Origin of the sequence: Dolosigranulum pigrum ATCC 51524, assembly GCF_000245815.1 — a bacterium.
In the GTDB taxonomy this organism is placed as follows: Bacteria; Bacillota; Bacilli; order Lactobacillales; family Carnobacteriaceae_A; genus Dolosigranulum; species Dolosigranulum pigrum.
In genome coordinates this window covers 796,030-812,075 of sequence record NZ_JH601103.1, presented here as the reverse complement: position 1 = coordinate 812,075, position 16,046 = coordinate 796,030, and the positions used below count along the sequence as shown (strand labels likewise).

The following is a 16,046-nucleotide window of genomic DNA, read 5'->3' as shown; positions in this document are numbered from 1 at the left end:
ACTTAATCACTATAAGTTACTGACATAGGCAACACTAACAATTATACTCCTTATGCCCTACTATGTCAACTCTTTCTAGATAATTCGCGAGATTTTTCGATCAAAAATTTATCATCTAAAAATATCCTGCCTCATCCTCGTATTATCCACTACAAAATCACAGGATGTCTTGTAAAATCTTGCTTAGGCACGTTCAAGCCCAGCCCTAAGCGGTAAATATTTCCTGCTTTAATATCCTGCGCCCAATAACTAGCTGTTTGCTGATTGATATTAGCTAACAATGGATTCGACACGTGATGCTTTTGCTCATTAAGAAAATTTTTTCCTGCTGATGTAAAGCCAAGTATATGTAGTGGGATAGGGTCACAAAATACTTCCTTAATCATATCATCGGTCAGTTCTAATAATATATACAGACATAACCGCTGAATTTTTACCCGTGTCGTATGTTTTTCTAACAACGCTTCAACAAACTCTATAAAGCTTGACGACTCAGCGGCAACATATTTTAATTTCCGAGGAAGTCCTGCCGGCATTTCATAGATTGCTGCCAGTTGTTCTTCAGTAGAAACGGTTATTTGATATTGTAACATCGGCCACCAGCAAGCCCACGTTGCTAATTGATGCTGCTTAATGGATTGCACAACAGTCGGTGGTAGAAAGCGGTCTACTAGGTTAGAATTAGTTATTAATCCTTGTCTAATCGCTGTTGCACTAGCGATTGCTTTTTGGGGATCAAGAGTTGACTGATGATACCCAGCATCTTTGCGCTCAAGAGTAGTAACCGTCATAGTACTTGCTTGTTTAATAAGTTGTTTACAATAAGAGAAGCCTAAAGTATTATTGGGCTGGGTCATGTCAAGGGGAAATGTTGGATGAAGTGTTCTTACTGCATCAGCTAGTCTTTGTGGATAACTTTCACCACAATATTCCTCTTGTAGGATCGCTTCAATCTCCTGCTCATGATTGACAAACCAATCAGCTGCCATTATAAACTCCGCAGCTGAGCCCGATTCGACCCCAAAATTAATCCCCGCTACCCCAAGCGCCTCTAAAATTTGAATCCCACCCTGGGCAAAATAATCAGCCGACTGCACACTGTAGGCAACGGGTAACTCAATGACCAGATCTGCGCCAGACTGCAAGGCCCAAGTAGCTCGTGTCCACTTATCATAAGCAGCTGGTTCTCCTCGTTGCAAAAAATTCCCTGACATCACTACGACAATAACATCTGCCGATAACTGTTGTCGAATATGCGCTAACTGATAAGCATGTCCGTTGTGAAAGGGATTATATTCTGCTATGACACCGATACTCTTCATCTTATCCCTTCTTCACTGCTTTAAAAAACCAACGATCAGCCTCTGGTAATAAAGATGGCAAAAAGTCTCCTGTAACTTCAACATCAACAAATCCTGCTTCAGCAAGTAATTCTTGATATACCGCTATTGGATATGTCCGTTCATAATGACACTCATCATATCGTTCATACAACCCGTCTTCTCGTTGCAAAAAAATACGAATATCATGTTCGCAAGACAGCGGTTCTTCTCCAGCATAACTATCCCATACTAACAGCTGCCCATTCACTTCACCATGATACGAATAATCCGCAAAAGACTCTATCTTCTGAACGGAATGTACATCGAACATTAACACTCCACCAGCTCTTAATGCATAATAACTCTGCTTCAGCACCGCTCTTAAATCAGCTGGCTGGCGCAAATAACAGAATGAATCATTAAACGAAATCACTGCCGAAAAATGATCAAATCCTGATAAGTCAGTCATATCACGCTGAATAAGTGGAAAATGAATACCCATTTCTTGTTGCCGTTGTTGGGCCAAAGTTAACATATCAATTGATACATCTAATCCTGTAACGTTATAGCCTTTTTGTGCCAGTTGTATACCAAGTTGTCCCGATCCACAGCCCAATTCTAGAATTGAGCCTGGAACAGGCATATGATCGGTCACATAAGTTGTCCATTTAGCGTACAAAGAGGTGTCCATCAACTCATCATACAATTGAGCAAACTGTTCATACACCATCTTAGATCCAATCACTAATATCGACAGTCGCCGCTTCTGCCCATAAATCTTCTAACTGATAAAACTCACGTTCATCTTGTGAGAAAACATGCGCTACGACACCACCGAAATCAATCAACACCCAGTTACTACTTCCTTTTCCTTCAATACGCTTCAGCTCATATCCTGCTTCTTGACCAGCATCTGCTATCCCTTGGGCAATTGCTCCAATTTGTCGCTCGCTATTTCCATGAGTAATGACATTATAATCTGTCACAATTGAAATATTACTCATATCAAGTGCCACGATATCCACAGAACGCTTATCATCGCTTGCTTTTACAATAATTTCTAGTAATTCAGTCATTTTATCGCTCATATCTTTCACTCCTTATTTATTTTTTACTGCATAGGCATTATATGTTTCGATGGTTGCTGGATAAACAGCAATTCCTCGATCAATTAAGTATAAAATTTCTTGGGTAATAATATAGGCTAACGCTTTATCCAATGACTCCTTAGCGTAAGCTCGTGCGACTGGAGCAGTTGGCGCCTGTCGCTCAGGTTCAATATAATCTGCAATAAAGATAATCTTCTCAAGTTCACTCATTTGTTGGCTACCGCATGTATGATGACGGATAGCATTTAAAATATCCTGATCTTGAATATTAAATTCTTTTTGTGCAAATACAGCTCCAACCGGCCCATGACAAATAGCTCCACCAAAATTTAGCATCTCCAAATTTAAATTCTCGCTAATGACCTTATCGCGCATGGTTTCTTGTTTCAGCTCTTTGGCATAATCATGAAGCAAGGCAGCGATACTTACTTTTTGCGGGTCAACATGGTACCGTTCAGCCAATTCAAGAGCCGTTTTTTCTACCCGGATGACATGATCAAACCGTTGCTGACTTAACTGACTCTTTACTTTTGCTACAAGCTGTTGACGCGAAAAAGAGGTATATTCATTAGAATACGTTATATCAGTTATTGTCATGAATGTACAGCCCTTCTGTTTTGATATAGTCAATCACACGTGGAGGGGTCAAGTATTGAATTGATTTCCCTTCACTAACTCGTTGGCGGATCAGACTCGAACTTAGCGCTAATTCTGGTACATCCACCCAAATAATCGGATATGGACTTTCTCCTTCGTAACCGGGACGCTTAGCTGCCACGAACTGTACCAATTCCATTAACTCATCGATTCCATCCCAAGTGGGCAAATCCAATACCATATCTTGCCCGATGATGAAATAATACTCTACATCAGGATTAGCTTCTGTCAGCGCACGCATCGTCTCAACCGTATAACTCTTACCTCCCCGCGAAACCTCTGTTAAGTCTAAGCAAAAATTCGGATTATCTTCAATTGCAAGTTCCACCATATCCACCCGATAATCAGCTGGAATGGTCGTTTTCCCGTTCGTATGACTAGGCTCCGCTGTAGGCAAAAAATGTATACGATCCAGCTCTAATTCCTCTTGAATGTGTTGGGCAATAACTAAGTGCGCATAATGCGGCGGATTAAATGTTCCCCCAAAGATGCCCACACGCTTATGTGGTTTTTCCATCGTCGTCACTACTGTTTTAGTTTGTGTCTCTACTGTTGTGATTCCCATGATGACTTCCCAGCCTTATTGTATATTGCGTACTTGATCTGAAATGAAACGGTTATTTTCATTCGACGAAGACTTGTAGAGCACGAGTACATTCCCGATTGATTGGATCACTTTTATCGGTGAATGCTCTTCAATATATGTCTTCACATCCGCATTTGTTTCCAATGTATTTTGCAGTAGCTGCACTTTAATTAATTCCCGTTTTTCGATCGCATCGGTTAGTTCACTTAGAATTGTATCTGTCATCCCATTTTTTCCGATTTGAAAGATTGGATCAATGGTATGAGCTCTCTTCTTCAAAAATTTTACTTGTCGTTTATTTAAAGCCATGTATCTCGTCCTTTCTTTTGTTATATCCCTTGCTAGTAGCGATCATAATCTGTTTAGATCATAGGTTTTCGTACAAAAACGTCGACTCCTTTAGGGGCATGTCCGGATACATCAACATTTGATGCATTAACCTTCACCCAACCTAACCCTGAGAAGACAATATCAGACGGTCCGTCTAACTTAAAGTGATACTGCTTCATATCTGGTAAATGTTCAGCGTTTTCTGGAAGTGGTGGTGTGAACATTTTTCCTTTTTGTGCCTGATACAACGCATCTGCCTTCTCTAGCTTCGTTCGGTGAATATCTAGGGCATTCGATGCATAAACCACGAAGGATTGACGACCGGCTCCACCTTTATAATCAAACCGAGCTACTCCACCCAAAAATAATGTTTGTTTTTCATTTAACTGATACGTAACTGGCTTGATCGTTTTTTTCGGTGTAATGATACTCATTTCTTTGTGCGATAAAACATGCGCCATTTGTCCTGATTGGAAGATACCTGGCGTATCAACTAGTACATGTCCATCATCTAACGGAATCTCAATCTTCCCAAGCGTTGTGCCCGGAATATATGACGTAGTGATCAGGTCTCTTTGGTCGGTAGCTAGTTTTACAATTTGATTGATTAGAGTAGACTTCCCTACATTAGTGGTTCCAACGACATAAACATCACGGTTCCCACGTATTTTTTCAATCTTATCCAATAACTGTCCAACTGAATCACGCTTCACGGCACTAATTAAAGAAATGTCAACTGGACGTAACCCTAGTTCATGAACACGTTCTGTTAGCCACTGTCGGATATGATTATGCTTCAGTGATTTTGGCAATAAGTCTACCTTATTGCCCACAATCATGACGGGATTATTCCCCGCAAAACGTTCAATCCCGGTAATCACACTACCGTTAAAATCGATAATATCAACTATATTGACAATTAGCGCCCGTTGATCATTAATATTATTTAGCATATTCAAGAAATCATCGCTCGTTAATTCAACGTCTGATACTTCATTATAATGACGCAACCGAAAACATCGCTTGCAATATAAATCATCTTCGTTGCGATTTTCAAGTGCAGATGCAGGCACATAGCCCATCTTATCTTTATTGTCAGATTGAATGGTTGCACCACATCCAATACAAATTAATTCATCATGTTTACTCATGTAATGATTGACTCCATTTCATTTCTGGGTTTTTCTTCATTAAGTAATTTAAAATTTTGGATTCGATATATCGGTTCAACTTGGTATTCCACGCATCAGATTCAACAAGTGGTTTTACCAAAGCCACATCAATTCCCATCCGATTCGCTCCAATCACATCTGTAATCATTTGATCTCCAACTAAGAGGATCTCCGACTTTGGTACATCCACTAGGTTTAGTGCCTGTTTTAACCCAAATTTAAACGGTTTCTTCGCTGAAGCAATCACAGGTGAATCAAGTTGTTGTGTAGCCACATGTACCCGACCTTTCGTATTATTCGAGATGACAATGACCGGAATATCACTAGACTGCAAATCATCAATCCACACGAGTGCACGTTCAGTTAAATGCTTATCATCCCAAGCAATTAGCGTATTGTCCAAATCTGTCAATATCGCCTTATATCCGCGTGCTTTTAAATTGTCGGGTTGTAGATGATACGCTGATTCCAACATCCACGTCGGTTTAAAAATACTTAGCATAGTCTCTCCTAATTTCTAGTACTTACTCAGTTGGTTGAATAAGCTCCAAGATCTCAATAGCCACAAAATCAATATCATCAAACTCATACACTTGACCATTCGTACGATCTTCCAACTCAAACATATCCCGGGCATTATCATATGTCACTAAACAACGCTCGCGTTCATTAACTTCAAACCGTCTAACTTGACGTTCTCCTGTTTCATCTTGAATCATCGCTTCTAAGCGGTTAACAATAGGTACTAATTTAGACTTTTTCATATTCATTCTCCTTTTTTAAAAAACATCTTTCATCGTTTCATTATCCATTGTAACAAATAAATGGATAAATATCATTCCTAAATCTAAAATTTCCTTTTAAGATACAATATTTGCACAAAAAAGAGCCAGGTAATGACCTGACCCTCTCTTATTTTAATCTATCTTAATTAAAGGTTGTACTCATCTAAGAGCGCAATCACATCATCTTGTGTGCCACAATCATTCAATGCTTTCTCAGCTAGAGCTTCCATTTCTTTAGAGTCTAACTTAGAAAGAAGTGATCGAGTCTTCAAGATACTGGTTGCACTCATAGAGAACTCATCTAAGCCCATACCAAGCAATAGTGGTACAGCACGTTGATCGCCAGCAACTTCTCCACACATACCAGCCCATTTACCTTCTTTATGTGCTGCTTTAATAACAAAATCAATTAAACGCAACAATGAAGGGTTATAAGGTTGGTATAAGTATGATACGCGTTCGTTCATACGGTCAGCTGCCATCGTGTATTGCATTAAATCATTTGTTCCAATACTGAAGAAGTCAACTTCCTTCGCTAGTTGATCAGCAATTATGGCTGCCGCTGGAATTTCAATCATAATACCTACTTGGAAATCATCCGCTACATCAACATCTTGGTCGACAAGCTTCTGACGTTCTTCTTCCAAAATAGCTTTTGCATCACGCAACTCTTGAATGGTTGCAATCATCGGGAACATAATGCGTAATTTTCCGTGAGTAGATGCGCGTAGTAATGCACGAAGTTGGGTACGGAAAATCTCGTCCTCTTCTAGGCTGATTCGAATCGCTCGGTAGCCTAAGAACGGATTCATTTCATCCGGTAAGTCAAGGTAAGGTAATTCCTTGTCCCCACCAATATCCATTGTACGGACCACAACAGGTTTTCCATCCATTGCTTCTAGAACTTTCTTGTACGCTTCGTATTGCTCATCTTCTGTTGGCAACTCGTTGGAATCCATGTATAAGAATTCTGTTCGGTACAAGCCAACACCTTCCCCACCATTTTCGATGACGCCTGGGACATCTTTAGGTGTTCCGATGTTTGCTGCTAACTCAACATGTTTGCCGTCTTTTGTACGAGTTTCTTCGTCTTTCAACGTTTCCCACTGCGCTTTTAGCTCTTCAAACTCGGCAGCTGCTTTTTCAAAAGTAGCTACTTGCTCGTCAGTCGGATCAACAATAACTTCTCCCGTCGTTCCATCGACAAGTAGATCAGTGCCGTCTTGAATTTCTTCCGTCACAACACCAGCTCCAACAATAGCTGGGATCTCCAATGATCGCGCCATAATTGCTGAGTGAGATGTACGGCCACCAATGTCAGTTACAAAGGCTTTTACGTAATCTTTGTTCAACTGAGCTGTATCACTTGGTGTTAAGTCTTCAGCAATGACAATAACTTCTTTGTCAATTGTAGACGGATTTGGTAAAGTGACATTTAGCAAGTGAGCAATAACCCGTTTACGAACATCTTTAATATCCGCTGCTCTCTCTTGCATATATGGATTATCTTCCATCGCTTCGAACATTTGGATAAAATTATCGGTCACTTGTTCGAAGGCAGCTTCAGCATTCATTTGATTTTCTTCAATAACGCTCTTTGTCTGATCGAATAAATCTGGATCATCTAAGACCATAATATGCGCATCAAAAACTTGTGCTTCTTCTTCGCCTAAGCTTTCTTCTGCTTTCTTACGAATTGCTTGAAGTTCTTCTTTTGACTTGCTGAAGGCATCTTTTAAGCTTTCAATTTCAGCATCCGTATCGTCAATTTTTTCTTTAGAAACTGTCAAGTCAGGTTCGACTAATTTATACGCTGGTGCGTGCGCGAACCCATCGCTTGCAGCTATACCAGTTAATGTCTTCGTCATAAATTATTCTGCCAATCCTTCTTTTTTGATTGTTTCGTCAATCGCTTCGATTGCTTCTTTTTCGTCTTCACCTTCTACAGTAATTGTTACGTCAGATCCTTGACCAACACCAAGTGACATAACACCCATAATAGATTTCAAGTTAACACTCTTACCTTTGTACTCAAGTGTTGTTTCTGCACTGAACTTGCTCGCTGTTTGTACTAATAACGTAGCTGGACGTGCGTGAATTCCTGTTTCTGCAACAATATTGTAATCTCTTTTTTCCATTGAAAATTTCCCCTTTATATATAATGATATTTTGAAAGCACACAAGTGAGCAGCTTATACGACTCCTCACTAACTTCCATCACTTATAAGATTACCAGATATTGCTTAAAACAACAACTCATTCACTTATTTTTTGCAAAAAAATTTATTTTTTAAGTAAAAAGACTTGAAAGTCAGAAAAGGTCAGAGTATAATATAGATAGAAAGTCAAAGAAGGTCAAATTTCGAATGACTTTTACTTGTCTACTCTGACTATCATGTATCTTAAAACGCAATAGACAAGTACTAAAATTGAATATTAAAGGAGAATGATTTTTATGTTATGTCAACGATGTAATCAACGTCATGCAAGTATTCACTTAACAACTGCCATAAACGGCCAAAAACGCGAAATTGAACTATGTAAACAATGCTATTCTGAAATCAAAGCTATGCAACGAGGTCAACAAACTCCGCAAGAACCACGCGGCTTTGACAACTTAAATGACCTACTCGGTGCAATGCTCGGTGGTAACATCCCACAAGGAATGGCCCAACAGCAAGCTAATGGAGGCAGTCACAGCCATGCTTCTCATGGAGGAGTTCAAGATGGTGGCGTGCTAGCTGAATTTGGAATTAACCTCACTCAAATGGCCCGCGAAGGCAATATTGATCCCATTATTGGCCGGGATAGTGAGATTGAACGTGTGATCGAAATTTTAAATCGTCGTACGAAGAACAACCCTGTTCTTATCGGAGAAGCCGGTGTAGGGAAAACAGCTGTTGTGGAAGGATTAGCGAACAAGATTGTCAACGCTGAAGTTCCTGAAAAATTGATGGATAAAGAAGTTATTCGTTTAGATGTTGCTTCACTTGTATCCGGAACAGGTATTCGCGGACAATTCGAAGAGCGTATGCAGCAACTCATCAAAGAGCTGAGTGATAATAATAATATTATCTTATTCATCGATGAAGTACACGAATTAGTAGGTGCAGGCACCTCACAAGAAAGTAGTATGGATGCCGGTAACATCTTAAAACCGGCCCTGGCTCGTGGTGAAATGCAAATGGTCGGAGCAACTACGCTCAGTGAATATCGTAAAATTGAAAAAGATCCAGCGCTAGAGCGTCGTCTCCAGCCAGTTAAAGTCAATGAGCCAACCCCCGAACAAACCTTAACGATCTTAGAAGGTATCCAAGAAAAATACGAAGACTTCCATCACGTAAAATACCAAAAAGAAGCACTAAAAGCAGCTATTCAGCTCTCACACCGTTATATTCAAGATCGCTTCTTACCCGATAAAGCTATTGACTTAATGGACGAAGCCGGGTCAAAGAAAAACTTAACGATCCAACCATCGAATCCAGCTGAATTAAAAGAAAAAATTGAAGATGCCGAAATGAAAAAACAAGCAGCCTTAGAACGCGAAGATTACGAAAAAGCCGCCTTCTTCCGCGATCAAATTAGCAAATTCGAAGGAATGTTAGAACAACAATCACCTGAATCTAAAACACCTAACGTTACCGAACAAGATATTATTAATATTATCGAAATTAAAACCGGTATTCCTGTGGGTGAATTAAAAGAAAAAGAACAAACACAACTGAGAGACCTTGAAGACAGCTTAGCAGAACAAGTTGTCGGTCAAGCTGAAGCGATTGAAAAAGTTGCAAAAGCTATTCGTCGTAACCGCATTGGCTTACGTAAAAAAGAACGCCCAATCGGATCTTTCCTATTCCTCGGACCTACCGGAGTCGGAAAAACTGAGCTAGCAAAAAGTTTAGCACAAGAATTATTCGGTAGTAAAGAATCACTCGTCAGACTCGATATGAGTGAATATATGGAAAAACACAGTACATCTCGTCTGATTGGATCCCCTCCAGGCTACGTTGGCTATGATGAAGCAGGCCAATTAACCGAAACAGTGCGCCGAAATCCATACAGCTTAATTCTTGTTGATGAGATTGAAAAAGCACACCCTGATGTCTTAAACATGTTCCTACAAATTCTTGATGACGGCCATTTAACAGATTCACAAGGACGAACAGTGAACTTTAAGGAAACTATCATCATTATGACAAGTAATGCCGGTTCGAGCGATAATCTAGCTGCCAGCGTTGGTTTTGGGGCCAATTCATCCCCTACAACAGCTGACTTATTAGAAAAATTATCGAACTACTTCCGCCCTGAGTTCTTGAACCGCTTAGACGGTATCATTGAATTCAATGCCTTAAGCAAGGAAAACTTAATCAATATTGTCGATATCATGATTGATGAGATTGATCAAGCGATTGCTGAGCGTAACTTGACGCTAACTGTCACTACTGAAGCTAAAGAACAATTAGTCGAATTAGGTTACAATCCTAAAATGGGCGCACGACCACTACGCCGAGTTATCGAAGAGCAGATCGAAGACCAAATTGCTGCCTTCTACCTCGATCACCCTGACCAAAAACATCTAAAAGCAACCCTTAATGATGACGGTGAGATTATTATCCAATCTACTGAAGAATAAATTATTAACTTTTAACCAACTATTCAAAACACTAAGAGGAGGTTAAACTCACACAAATATGTGAGTTTAACCTCCTTCTTTTATTATTACCCCTATGAGTTAGTAGAGTGCCCGTCATATACTAGCTCTACTCCATTACAAATAATTTCCTCACGAGCTTCTAACAACATTTACTGCAACTTTTCTTTCAAAAGTCTAGCTACCTCAGCAGGAACCAATTCATCCAAGTTCCCACCAAACTTAGCCACTTCTTTAATCATACTAGAGCTTAAATAACGATATTGTTTGTCCGCCATAAAAAATACCGTCTCAACATCCGGATTTTGTACCTTATTCATTGATTCAATATCCATCTCGTACTCCATATCCTTAACTGAACGAATACCACGAATCAAAATTCTAGCTCCGTGTTGCTTAGCAAAATCAACTGTCAATCCCTCACTCAATTGCATGACCGAGACATTATGTAACTGACGATCATGCATTAATGATTCAAGAACAACTTGCTTTTCCTCTGCTGTAAAAAGTGGCGCTTTAGACGTATTCGTTGCAATTGCTACAATCACTTCATCGAACACGTTAGCACTCCGTGTAATAATATCAATATGCCCATTCGTTACCGGATCAAAACTTCCTGCATAGACTGCCTTCATTAGAACTCACCACGACTATATATGGTTAGTAATGTTTTTCCGCAATGACGCTTTTTGTACACCGTAAGATCGCCAATCTCTTCTGGAAGTTCAACGCTAGAATGTGTTTCACATGTAATCAGCGCACGTTCAGCAACCATCTCATGCTCCAACAACCATTCGATGTCAGATACAATGGTCTGTTCTTTATACGGTGGATCTAGAAAAATTAAGTTAAACTGCAGTTGCTTGTGCATCAACATCATTAAATGGTTTGCAGCATTTCCTTTGAATACATTGAATTTTTCAGGCGCTTTTGTTATTTCAATATTTTTATTTATGGTCTCGAAGGCAACTGCATTTTGGTCAATTAAATAAGCTTCTGCTGCTCCACGCGAAATAGCTTCAATCGCCAAAGCACCCGTTCCTGCATAAAGATCTAACACCACGCCTCCCTCGAAGTATGGCCCAATCAAATTAAACATGGTCTCTTTAATATTATCAGAAGTTGGGCGAGTATCTTGTCCCACTAGCCCATGCAACGGTCGCCCCCCGTATTCACCCGCAATAATTCTCATCTCATTAGCTCCTATCTTCTCTTCTTTCGTCTCTTACAAACGCGTAAACAATCCGATACTTTGCTCTTCTTTTTCCTTATTGACCGCTTGTGCTTGTTTATCAAGTTCTTCCAACAAACCGTCATACGTATATGGCATTTCTGTCTGGTAACTTCGCTCAATCTCGCGAACAAAGTGCAATGACTGTAATTGATTCATGGTCTTCTCTACCTCTTGCTCATCCACATATAAAACCGCATAATTCAACTTACGCGAAACATAATGAAGCAACCCAAAATTTTTCAACTTGTTAACATACTTCGGTGTATATAACCAAATAACTAAACCAATACGATGTTGCACTAATGTTTGCATCATCTCCACAACAATCTCTCCTTTCACTTGTTTAATTACACTATTTGATTGATAACAAAAAACTCCCTTGTATAAAGAGAGTTTTTTGACTGAATGCAATAAGGTTCAGCCGGTATTATTAATCAAGTCCATCTGTTTGTTGGACTTGATCGATAGCGTGATCATATACATCACTCAAATGCTTCTCAAGATCACTCAGCATTAGCTGTCCCTCTTCTTCATCAATCATATCCATGCGTACAGCAAATTCAATTTTTTTCGAAAATCCAAATAATTGCGTATCAATAACTTCTTCGAAAGCCGGACAAGCAACACAAAGATGACGCTGATTTTCAATTAAATTTGATATTTTCTCAACATCTTCCAATAACACGTCCTTAGCATAGGCTGTTTTTAATTTATTCATGCTATGTTCCTCCAATATCGGTCATCTTCATTATATCATACATCATCCGCTTATTATAAACATAAGACCACTTGAACGCTCTATGCCGTATACAACTCACTCAATGATTATTTGTTTTTCTTTTTCTTCGCTTTTTCACGCTCATTTTTGTTCAAGATTTTCTTACGTAGACGTATGCTTTCTGGTGTAACCTCCACATATTCATCTTCAGTAATGAATTCTAACGACTCTTCCAATGACATAATTTTAGGTTTATTAATAACAACTGTTTGGTCTTTTGTCGCAGAACGAACATTAGTTTTCTGTTTTTCCTTCGTAATATTCACTGCCAAATCGTTATCGCGGTTATTCATTCCAATGATCATACCTTCGTATACTTCCGTTCCTGGCTCAACGAAGATTGTCCCGCGCTCACCCAAGTTCATAATACTGTAACTGGTCGCTTGCCCATTTTCCATAGAGACTAGCGCGCCGTTTTTACGTTGACCTGCATTACCATCTGTCATCGGTGCATATTCATCAAAGGTATGGTTCAAAATACCATAACCACGTGTCATTGATAAGAATTCATTTGTAAAGCCGATCAAACCACGTGCTGGCACTTGGAAAATCATACGAACTTGACCACTACCGGTATTGATCATATCTTTCATTTCACCTTTACGCTGGCCAAGTGCTTCAATAATCGACCCCATATATTCTTCTGGTGTGTCAATCTGGACACGTTCATAAGGTTCACATTTAACGCCGTCGATCTCGCGCACAATAACTTCTGGACGAGATACTTGTACCTCATATCCTTCACGACGCATATTTTCAATTAAGATAGACAAGTGAAGCTCACCACGTCCTGACACTTTCCATACATCTGGTGAATCCGTCTTTTCAACATTAAGTGAGACATCTGTTTGTAATTCTTGCATCAGGCGTTCTTCAATTTTAGAACTAGTGACCCATTTCCCTTCACGCCCTGAAAATGGTGAGTTATTTGCTAAGAATGTCATTTGTAGTGTCGGTTCATCAATATGGAGAATAGGTAGTGGATCCACATGATCAACAGGTGTTACAGTCTCACCTACGAAAATATCTTCAAATCCAGATACCGCAATTAAATCACCTGCTTTAGCCGATTTAATTTCTCGTCGCTCAAGGCCTAAGAATCCGAATAATTTAGTCACACGGAAATTCTTCGTTGAGCCGTCCAATTTACTCAATGTTACTTGATCTCCAACATTAATTTCCCCACGGAAGACTCGTCCAATCCCAATTCGACCAACATAATCGTTGTAGTCGAGTAAGGAGACTTGGAATTGTAGAGGCTCATCGCTATTATCGATCGGTGCTGGAATTTTTTCTAAAATCGTCTCAAAAATAGGGGCCATTGTCTCAGCTTGCTTCACTGGATCATCGCTGAAACTACTTGTTCCATTAAGTGCTGATGCATACACAACCGGAAACTCTAACTGTTCATCATCTGCATCTAGCTCAATTAATAAATCAAGCACCTCATCTACCACTTCAGTTGGACGCGCTGTTGGTTTATCAATTTTATTCACAACAACAATTGGCTGTAAATTTTGTTCTAATGCTTTTTTCAAGACAAATCGTGTCTGTGGCATAGTTCCTTCATAAGCATCCACCACTAGAATAACACCATCAACCATTTTCATAATACGCTCAACTTCACCACCAAAATCAGCGTGACCTGGCGTATCCAGAATATTAATCGTTGTATCATTGTATTTGACCGCTGTATTTTTTGCTAGAATCGTAATACCACGTTCTTTTTCAATATCATTATTATCCATTGCTCGTTCACTAAGCGTCATGTGATCGTCTAAGGTGTTGGATTGAGCTAACAACTCATCAACCAGTGTCGTTTTTCCATGGTCAACGTGTGCAATTATCGCTATATTTCTAATATCTTCTCGTTTATTCAATGTAAAAAATCCCCCATAACTTTAAGAAAAGAACGTGCATCCCTATGATACACGTTCCATCATCTTTTGTGCTCTAACATTATATCAGTAACTACTAGTGAGACGCAACACTGAATTGCAACTCTCTTAATAACTTCCTATATTTTTTTATAAAAAATATATAAGAGATTCTAAATGCTTTATACAGAGTTGTGTTAAGCTAGAGGGATATTTCGCCCTATTTTAACCGCTCAGCAATGGTTTCTGCTGCTTGTTCAGTTGCAAAAATCGCACCTGTTGGATTTAGTAGATCAATTGGTCCACCCGAGAAGTCTAACACACGACCTCCTAACAGCTCAACCATCAATTTACCTGGAGCAATATCCCATGGGTTTAAGGTTTTCGCAATATAAGCCACGGTTCGTCCCGCAGCCACTTCGACACTTTCAATCCCAGCCGAACCATACATCCGCACGCCTAGGCTGTCTTCCAATAAACTATCGACAGCTTCCACACGTGACTTCCCTAATAAAGTAGAATTCACCGCTACTAAACCGTCTGTAATTGCTAAATTCTCCGGTGCAGATAACCTTTCTCCGTTACAGTATACACCATCATCTTGCACGCCATAATAGAGGCGATCCCGCATAACATCATAAATATAACTTTGCTGACCGATACCATCTTCATATACCGCTAACATAATCGCAAAGTTCTCTTGCTGCTTCACAAAATTTAAGGTGCCATCAATCGGATCAACAAACCAAATCGTCCCTTCCATTGACTTAACCGTATCGCCAAATCCTTCTTCACTCACAATTTGATCATTTGGATAGAATTCACGAATTTTTCCTGTTAAATAATCTTCCGTTTCCTTATCCATATTGGTCACTAAATCGCGTGGACTTGTTTTTTGTGATACATCGAGTTCTGATTGTAAGGCCCGGCGAATATTTTCAGCCGCTTCGTTCAACCAAGACATAATCACTTCATGACGCTCCCTTATTATTGACATATCTTCTACTTCCTCTCAGCTTCTTTATCTCTAGTGTAATCCAACTTAAACAGAAACTCAACCAAAGCACTTTTATCCTTATGTACAAAAACGCCTGATAAAGATACATTACCAGACGATTCGGGGACTATTTACTAAATCTATTTACATAATTATTTTATTTAAGAACATCCTGAGAATTTATATTAATTAACTCTTCAAGCGATATATCTAACTGCTTCGCAATAAAAGATAGAGTCGTAATTCTAGCTGCAACTTTTCCGCATTCAATACGTTGCAACGTCTTTATACAGATAACCTTTTTTCTACAATAAAATCAACTAAATACAGGATTGAGACATAAACATATTTTCAACAAACTAATTTCTCTCATATTTTATCAAAAGTTATTTCACATGTACAGGACATTTATGTTCTAATTTCAATTAATTATTTAATTTTATGCTCTTAATTATGTGAAAAATCCATATTTTTCCCAATTTTATGTATATAAAAACAGACAGGTTCCTAAAAAGGAATACTGTCTGTTTTTTGATAATTCTATTATA

18 protein-coding genes are annotated in these 16,046 nt (G+C 39.2%); 1 reads left to right on the top strand and 17 read right to left on the bottom strand.

Annotated elements, in window-relative coordinates; all coding sequences use genetic code 11:
* Positions 1-149: 149 nt before the first annotated feature.
* From HMPREF9703_RS03705 to HMPREF9703_RS03655, 11 genes are all read right to left on the bottom strand, one after another.
* Positions 150-1,322, bottom strand: a complete 1,173-nt coding sequence (locus HMPREF9703_RS03705; protein WP_004635740.1) for a nucleotidyltransferase — start codon at positions 1,320-1,322, stop codon at positions 150-152.
* A gap of 1 nt (position 1,323) precedes the next feature.
* A complete protein-coding gene (locus tag HMPREF9703_RS03700; protein ID WP_004635739.1) occupies positions 1,324-2,052 on the bottom strand; it encodes a class I SAM-dependent DNA methyltransferase in 729 nt (242 codons plus the stop codon).
* A 1-nt stretch (position 2,053) separates the two neighbouring features.
* Positions 2,054-2,410, bottom strand: a complete 357-nt coding sequence (gene rsfS / locus HMPREF9703_RS03695) for a ribosome silencing factor (protein WP_004635738.1) — start codon at positions 2,408-2,410, stop codon at positions 2,054-2,056.
* A 12-nt stretch (positions 2,411-2,422) separates the two neighbouring features.
* Positions 2,423-3,028 (bottom strand): bis(5'-nucleosyl)-tetraphosphatase (symmetrical) YqeK, encoded by a 606-nt coding sequence (gene yqeK / locus HMPREF9703_RS03690; RefSeq protein ID WP_004635737.1) that lies wholly within the window; start codon positions 3,026-3,028, stop codon positions 2,423-2,425.
* Entirely contained in the window at positions 3,015-3,653 is a 639-nt protein-coding gene (locus tag HMPREF9703_RS03685; RefSeq protein WP_004635736.1) for a nicotinate-nucleotide adenylyltransferase, read from the bottom strand. Before HMPREF9703_RS03685 ends, yqeK begins: the two co-directional genes overlap by 14 nt.
* Before the next feature lie 15 nt (positions 3,654-3,668).
* Positions 3,669-3,983 (bottom strand): YhbY family RNA-binding protein, encoded by a 315-nt coding sequence (locus tag HMPREF9703_RS03680; protein WP_004635735.1) that lies wholly within the window; start codon positions 3,981-3,983, stop codon positions 3,669-3,671.
* 53 nt (positions 3,984-4,036) lie between these two features.
* Complete coding sequence (yqeH, locus tag HMPREF9703_RS03675) at positions 4,037-5,155, bottom strand: ribosome biogenesis GTPase YqeH (protein WP_004635734.1); 1,119 nt, start codon at positions 5,153-5,155, stop codon at positions 4,037-4,039.
* Positions 5,148-5,678 carry a YqeG family HAD IIIA-type phosphatase gene (locus HMPREF9703_RS03670; protein ID WP_004635733.1) on the bottom strand — a complete coding sequence of 177 codons (531 nt, stop codon included), beginning with the start codon at positions 5,676-5,678 and terminating at the stop codon, positions 5,148-5,150. Before HMPREF9703_RS03670 ends, yqeH begins: the two co-directional genes overlap by 8 nt.
* A 22-nt stretch (positions 5,679-5,700) precedes the next feature.
* A complete protein-coding gene (locus tag HMPREF9703_RS03665; RefSeq protein WP_004635732.1) occupies positions 5,701-5,940 on the bottom strand; it encodes a YkuJ family protein in 240 nt (79 codons plus the stop codon).
* Positions 5,941-6,107: 167 nt separating this feature from the next.
* Positions 6,108-7,829, bottom strand: coding sequence for a phosphoenolpyruvate--protein phosphotransferase (ptsP, locus tag HMPREF9703_RS03660; protein WP_004635731.1), 1,722 nt, complete (start codon positions 7,827-7,829; stop codon positions 6,108-6,110).
* 3 nt (positions 7,830-7,832) lie between these two features.
* A complete protein-coding gene (locus HMPREF9703_RS03655; RefSeq protein WP_004635730.1) occupies positions 7,833-8,099 on the bottom strand; it encodes a phosphocarrier protein HPr in 267 nt (88 codons plus the stop codon).
* A 317-nt stretch (positions 8,100-8,416) separates the two neighbouring features.
* Between HMPREF9703_RS03655 and HMPREF9703_RS03650 the strand changes: the two genes are divergently transcribed.
* Positions 8,417-10,594, top strand: a complete 2,178-nt coding sequence (locus tag HMPREF9703_RS03650; RefSeq protein ID WP_004635728.1) for an ATP-dependent Clp protease ATP-binding subunit — start codon at positions 8,417-8,419, stop codon at positions 10,592-10,594.
* A gap of 170 nt (positions 10,595-10,764) precedes the next feature.
* Here HMPREF9703_RS03650 and coaD read toward each other — a convergent pair whose 3' ends face one another.
* The 6 genes from coaD to HMPREF9703_RS03620 all read right to left on the bottom strand — a co-directional run bounded on the left by coaD (position 10,765) and on the right by HMPREF9703_RS03620 (position 15,498).
* Positions 10,765-11,247: a pantetheine-phosphate adenylyltransferase gene (gene coaD / locus HMPREF9703_RS03645; protein ID WP_004635726.1), complete on the bottom strand. Its 483-nt coding sequence runs from the start codon at positions 11,245-11,247 to the stop codon at positions 10,765-10,767.
* Positions 11,247-11,804 carry a 16S rRNA (guanine(966)-N(2))-methyltransferase RsmD gene (gene rsmD, locus HMPREF9703_RS03640; protein WP_004635724.1) on the bottom strand — a complete coding sequence of 186 codons (558 nt, stop codon included), beginning with the start codon at positions 11,802-11,804 and terminating at the stop codon, positions 11,247-11,249. Before rsmD ends, coaD begins: the two co-directional genes overlap by 1 nt.
* 33 nt (positions 11,805-11,837) lie before the next feature.
* The gene (locus HMPREF9703_RS03635; protein ID WP_244325310.1) at positions 11,838-12,161 is read right to left on the bottom strand and encodes a YlbG family protein; all 324 of its coding nucleotides are present in this window, start codon (positions 12,159-12,161) and stop codon (positions 11,838-11,840) included.
* Between the two features lie 115 nt (positions 12,162-12,276).
* Complete coding sequence (locus HMPREF9703_RS03630; RefSeq protein WP_004635720.1) at positions 12,277-12,564, bottom strand: DUF1507 family protein; 288 nt, start codon at positions 12,562-12,564, stop codon at positions 12,277-12,279.
* Between the two features lie 107 nt (positions 12,565-12,671).
* Complete coding sequence (gene typA, locus HMPREF9703_RS03625; RefSeq protein WP_004635718.1) at positions 12,672-14,504, bottom strand: translational GTPase TypA; 1,833 nt, start codon at positions 14,502-14,504, stop codon at positions 12,672-12,674.
* Between the two features lie 217 nt (positions 14,505-14,721).
* Positions 14,722-15,498: an inositol monophosphatase family protein gene (locus HMPREF9703_RS03620; RefSeq protein ID WP_004635712.1), complete on the bottom strand. Its 777-nt coding sequence runs from the start codon at positions 15,496-15,498 to the stop codon at positions 14,722-14,724.
* Positions 15,499-16,046: the final 548 nt, after the last annotated feature.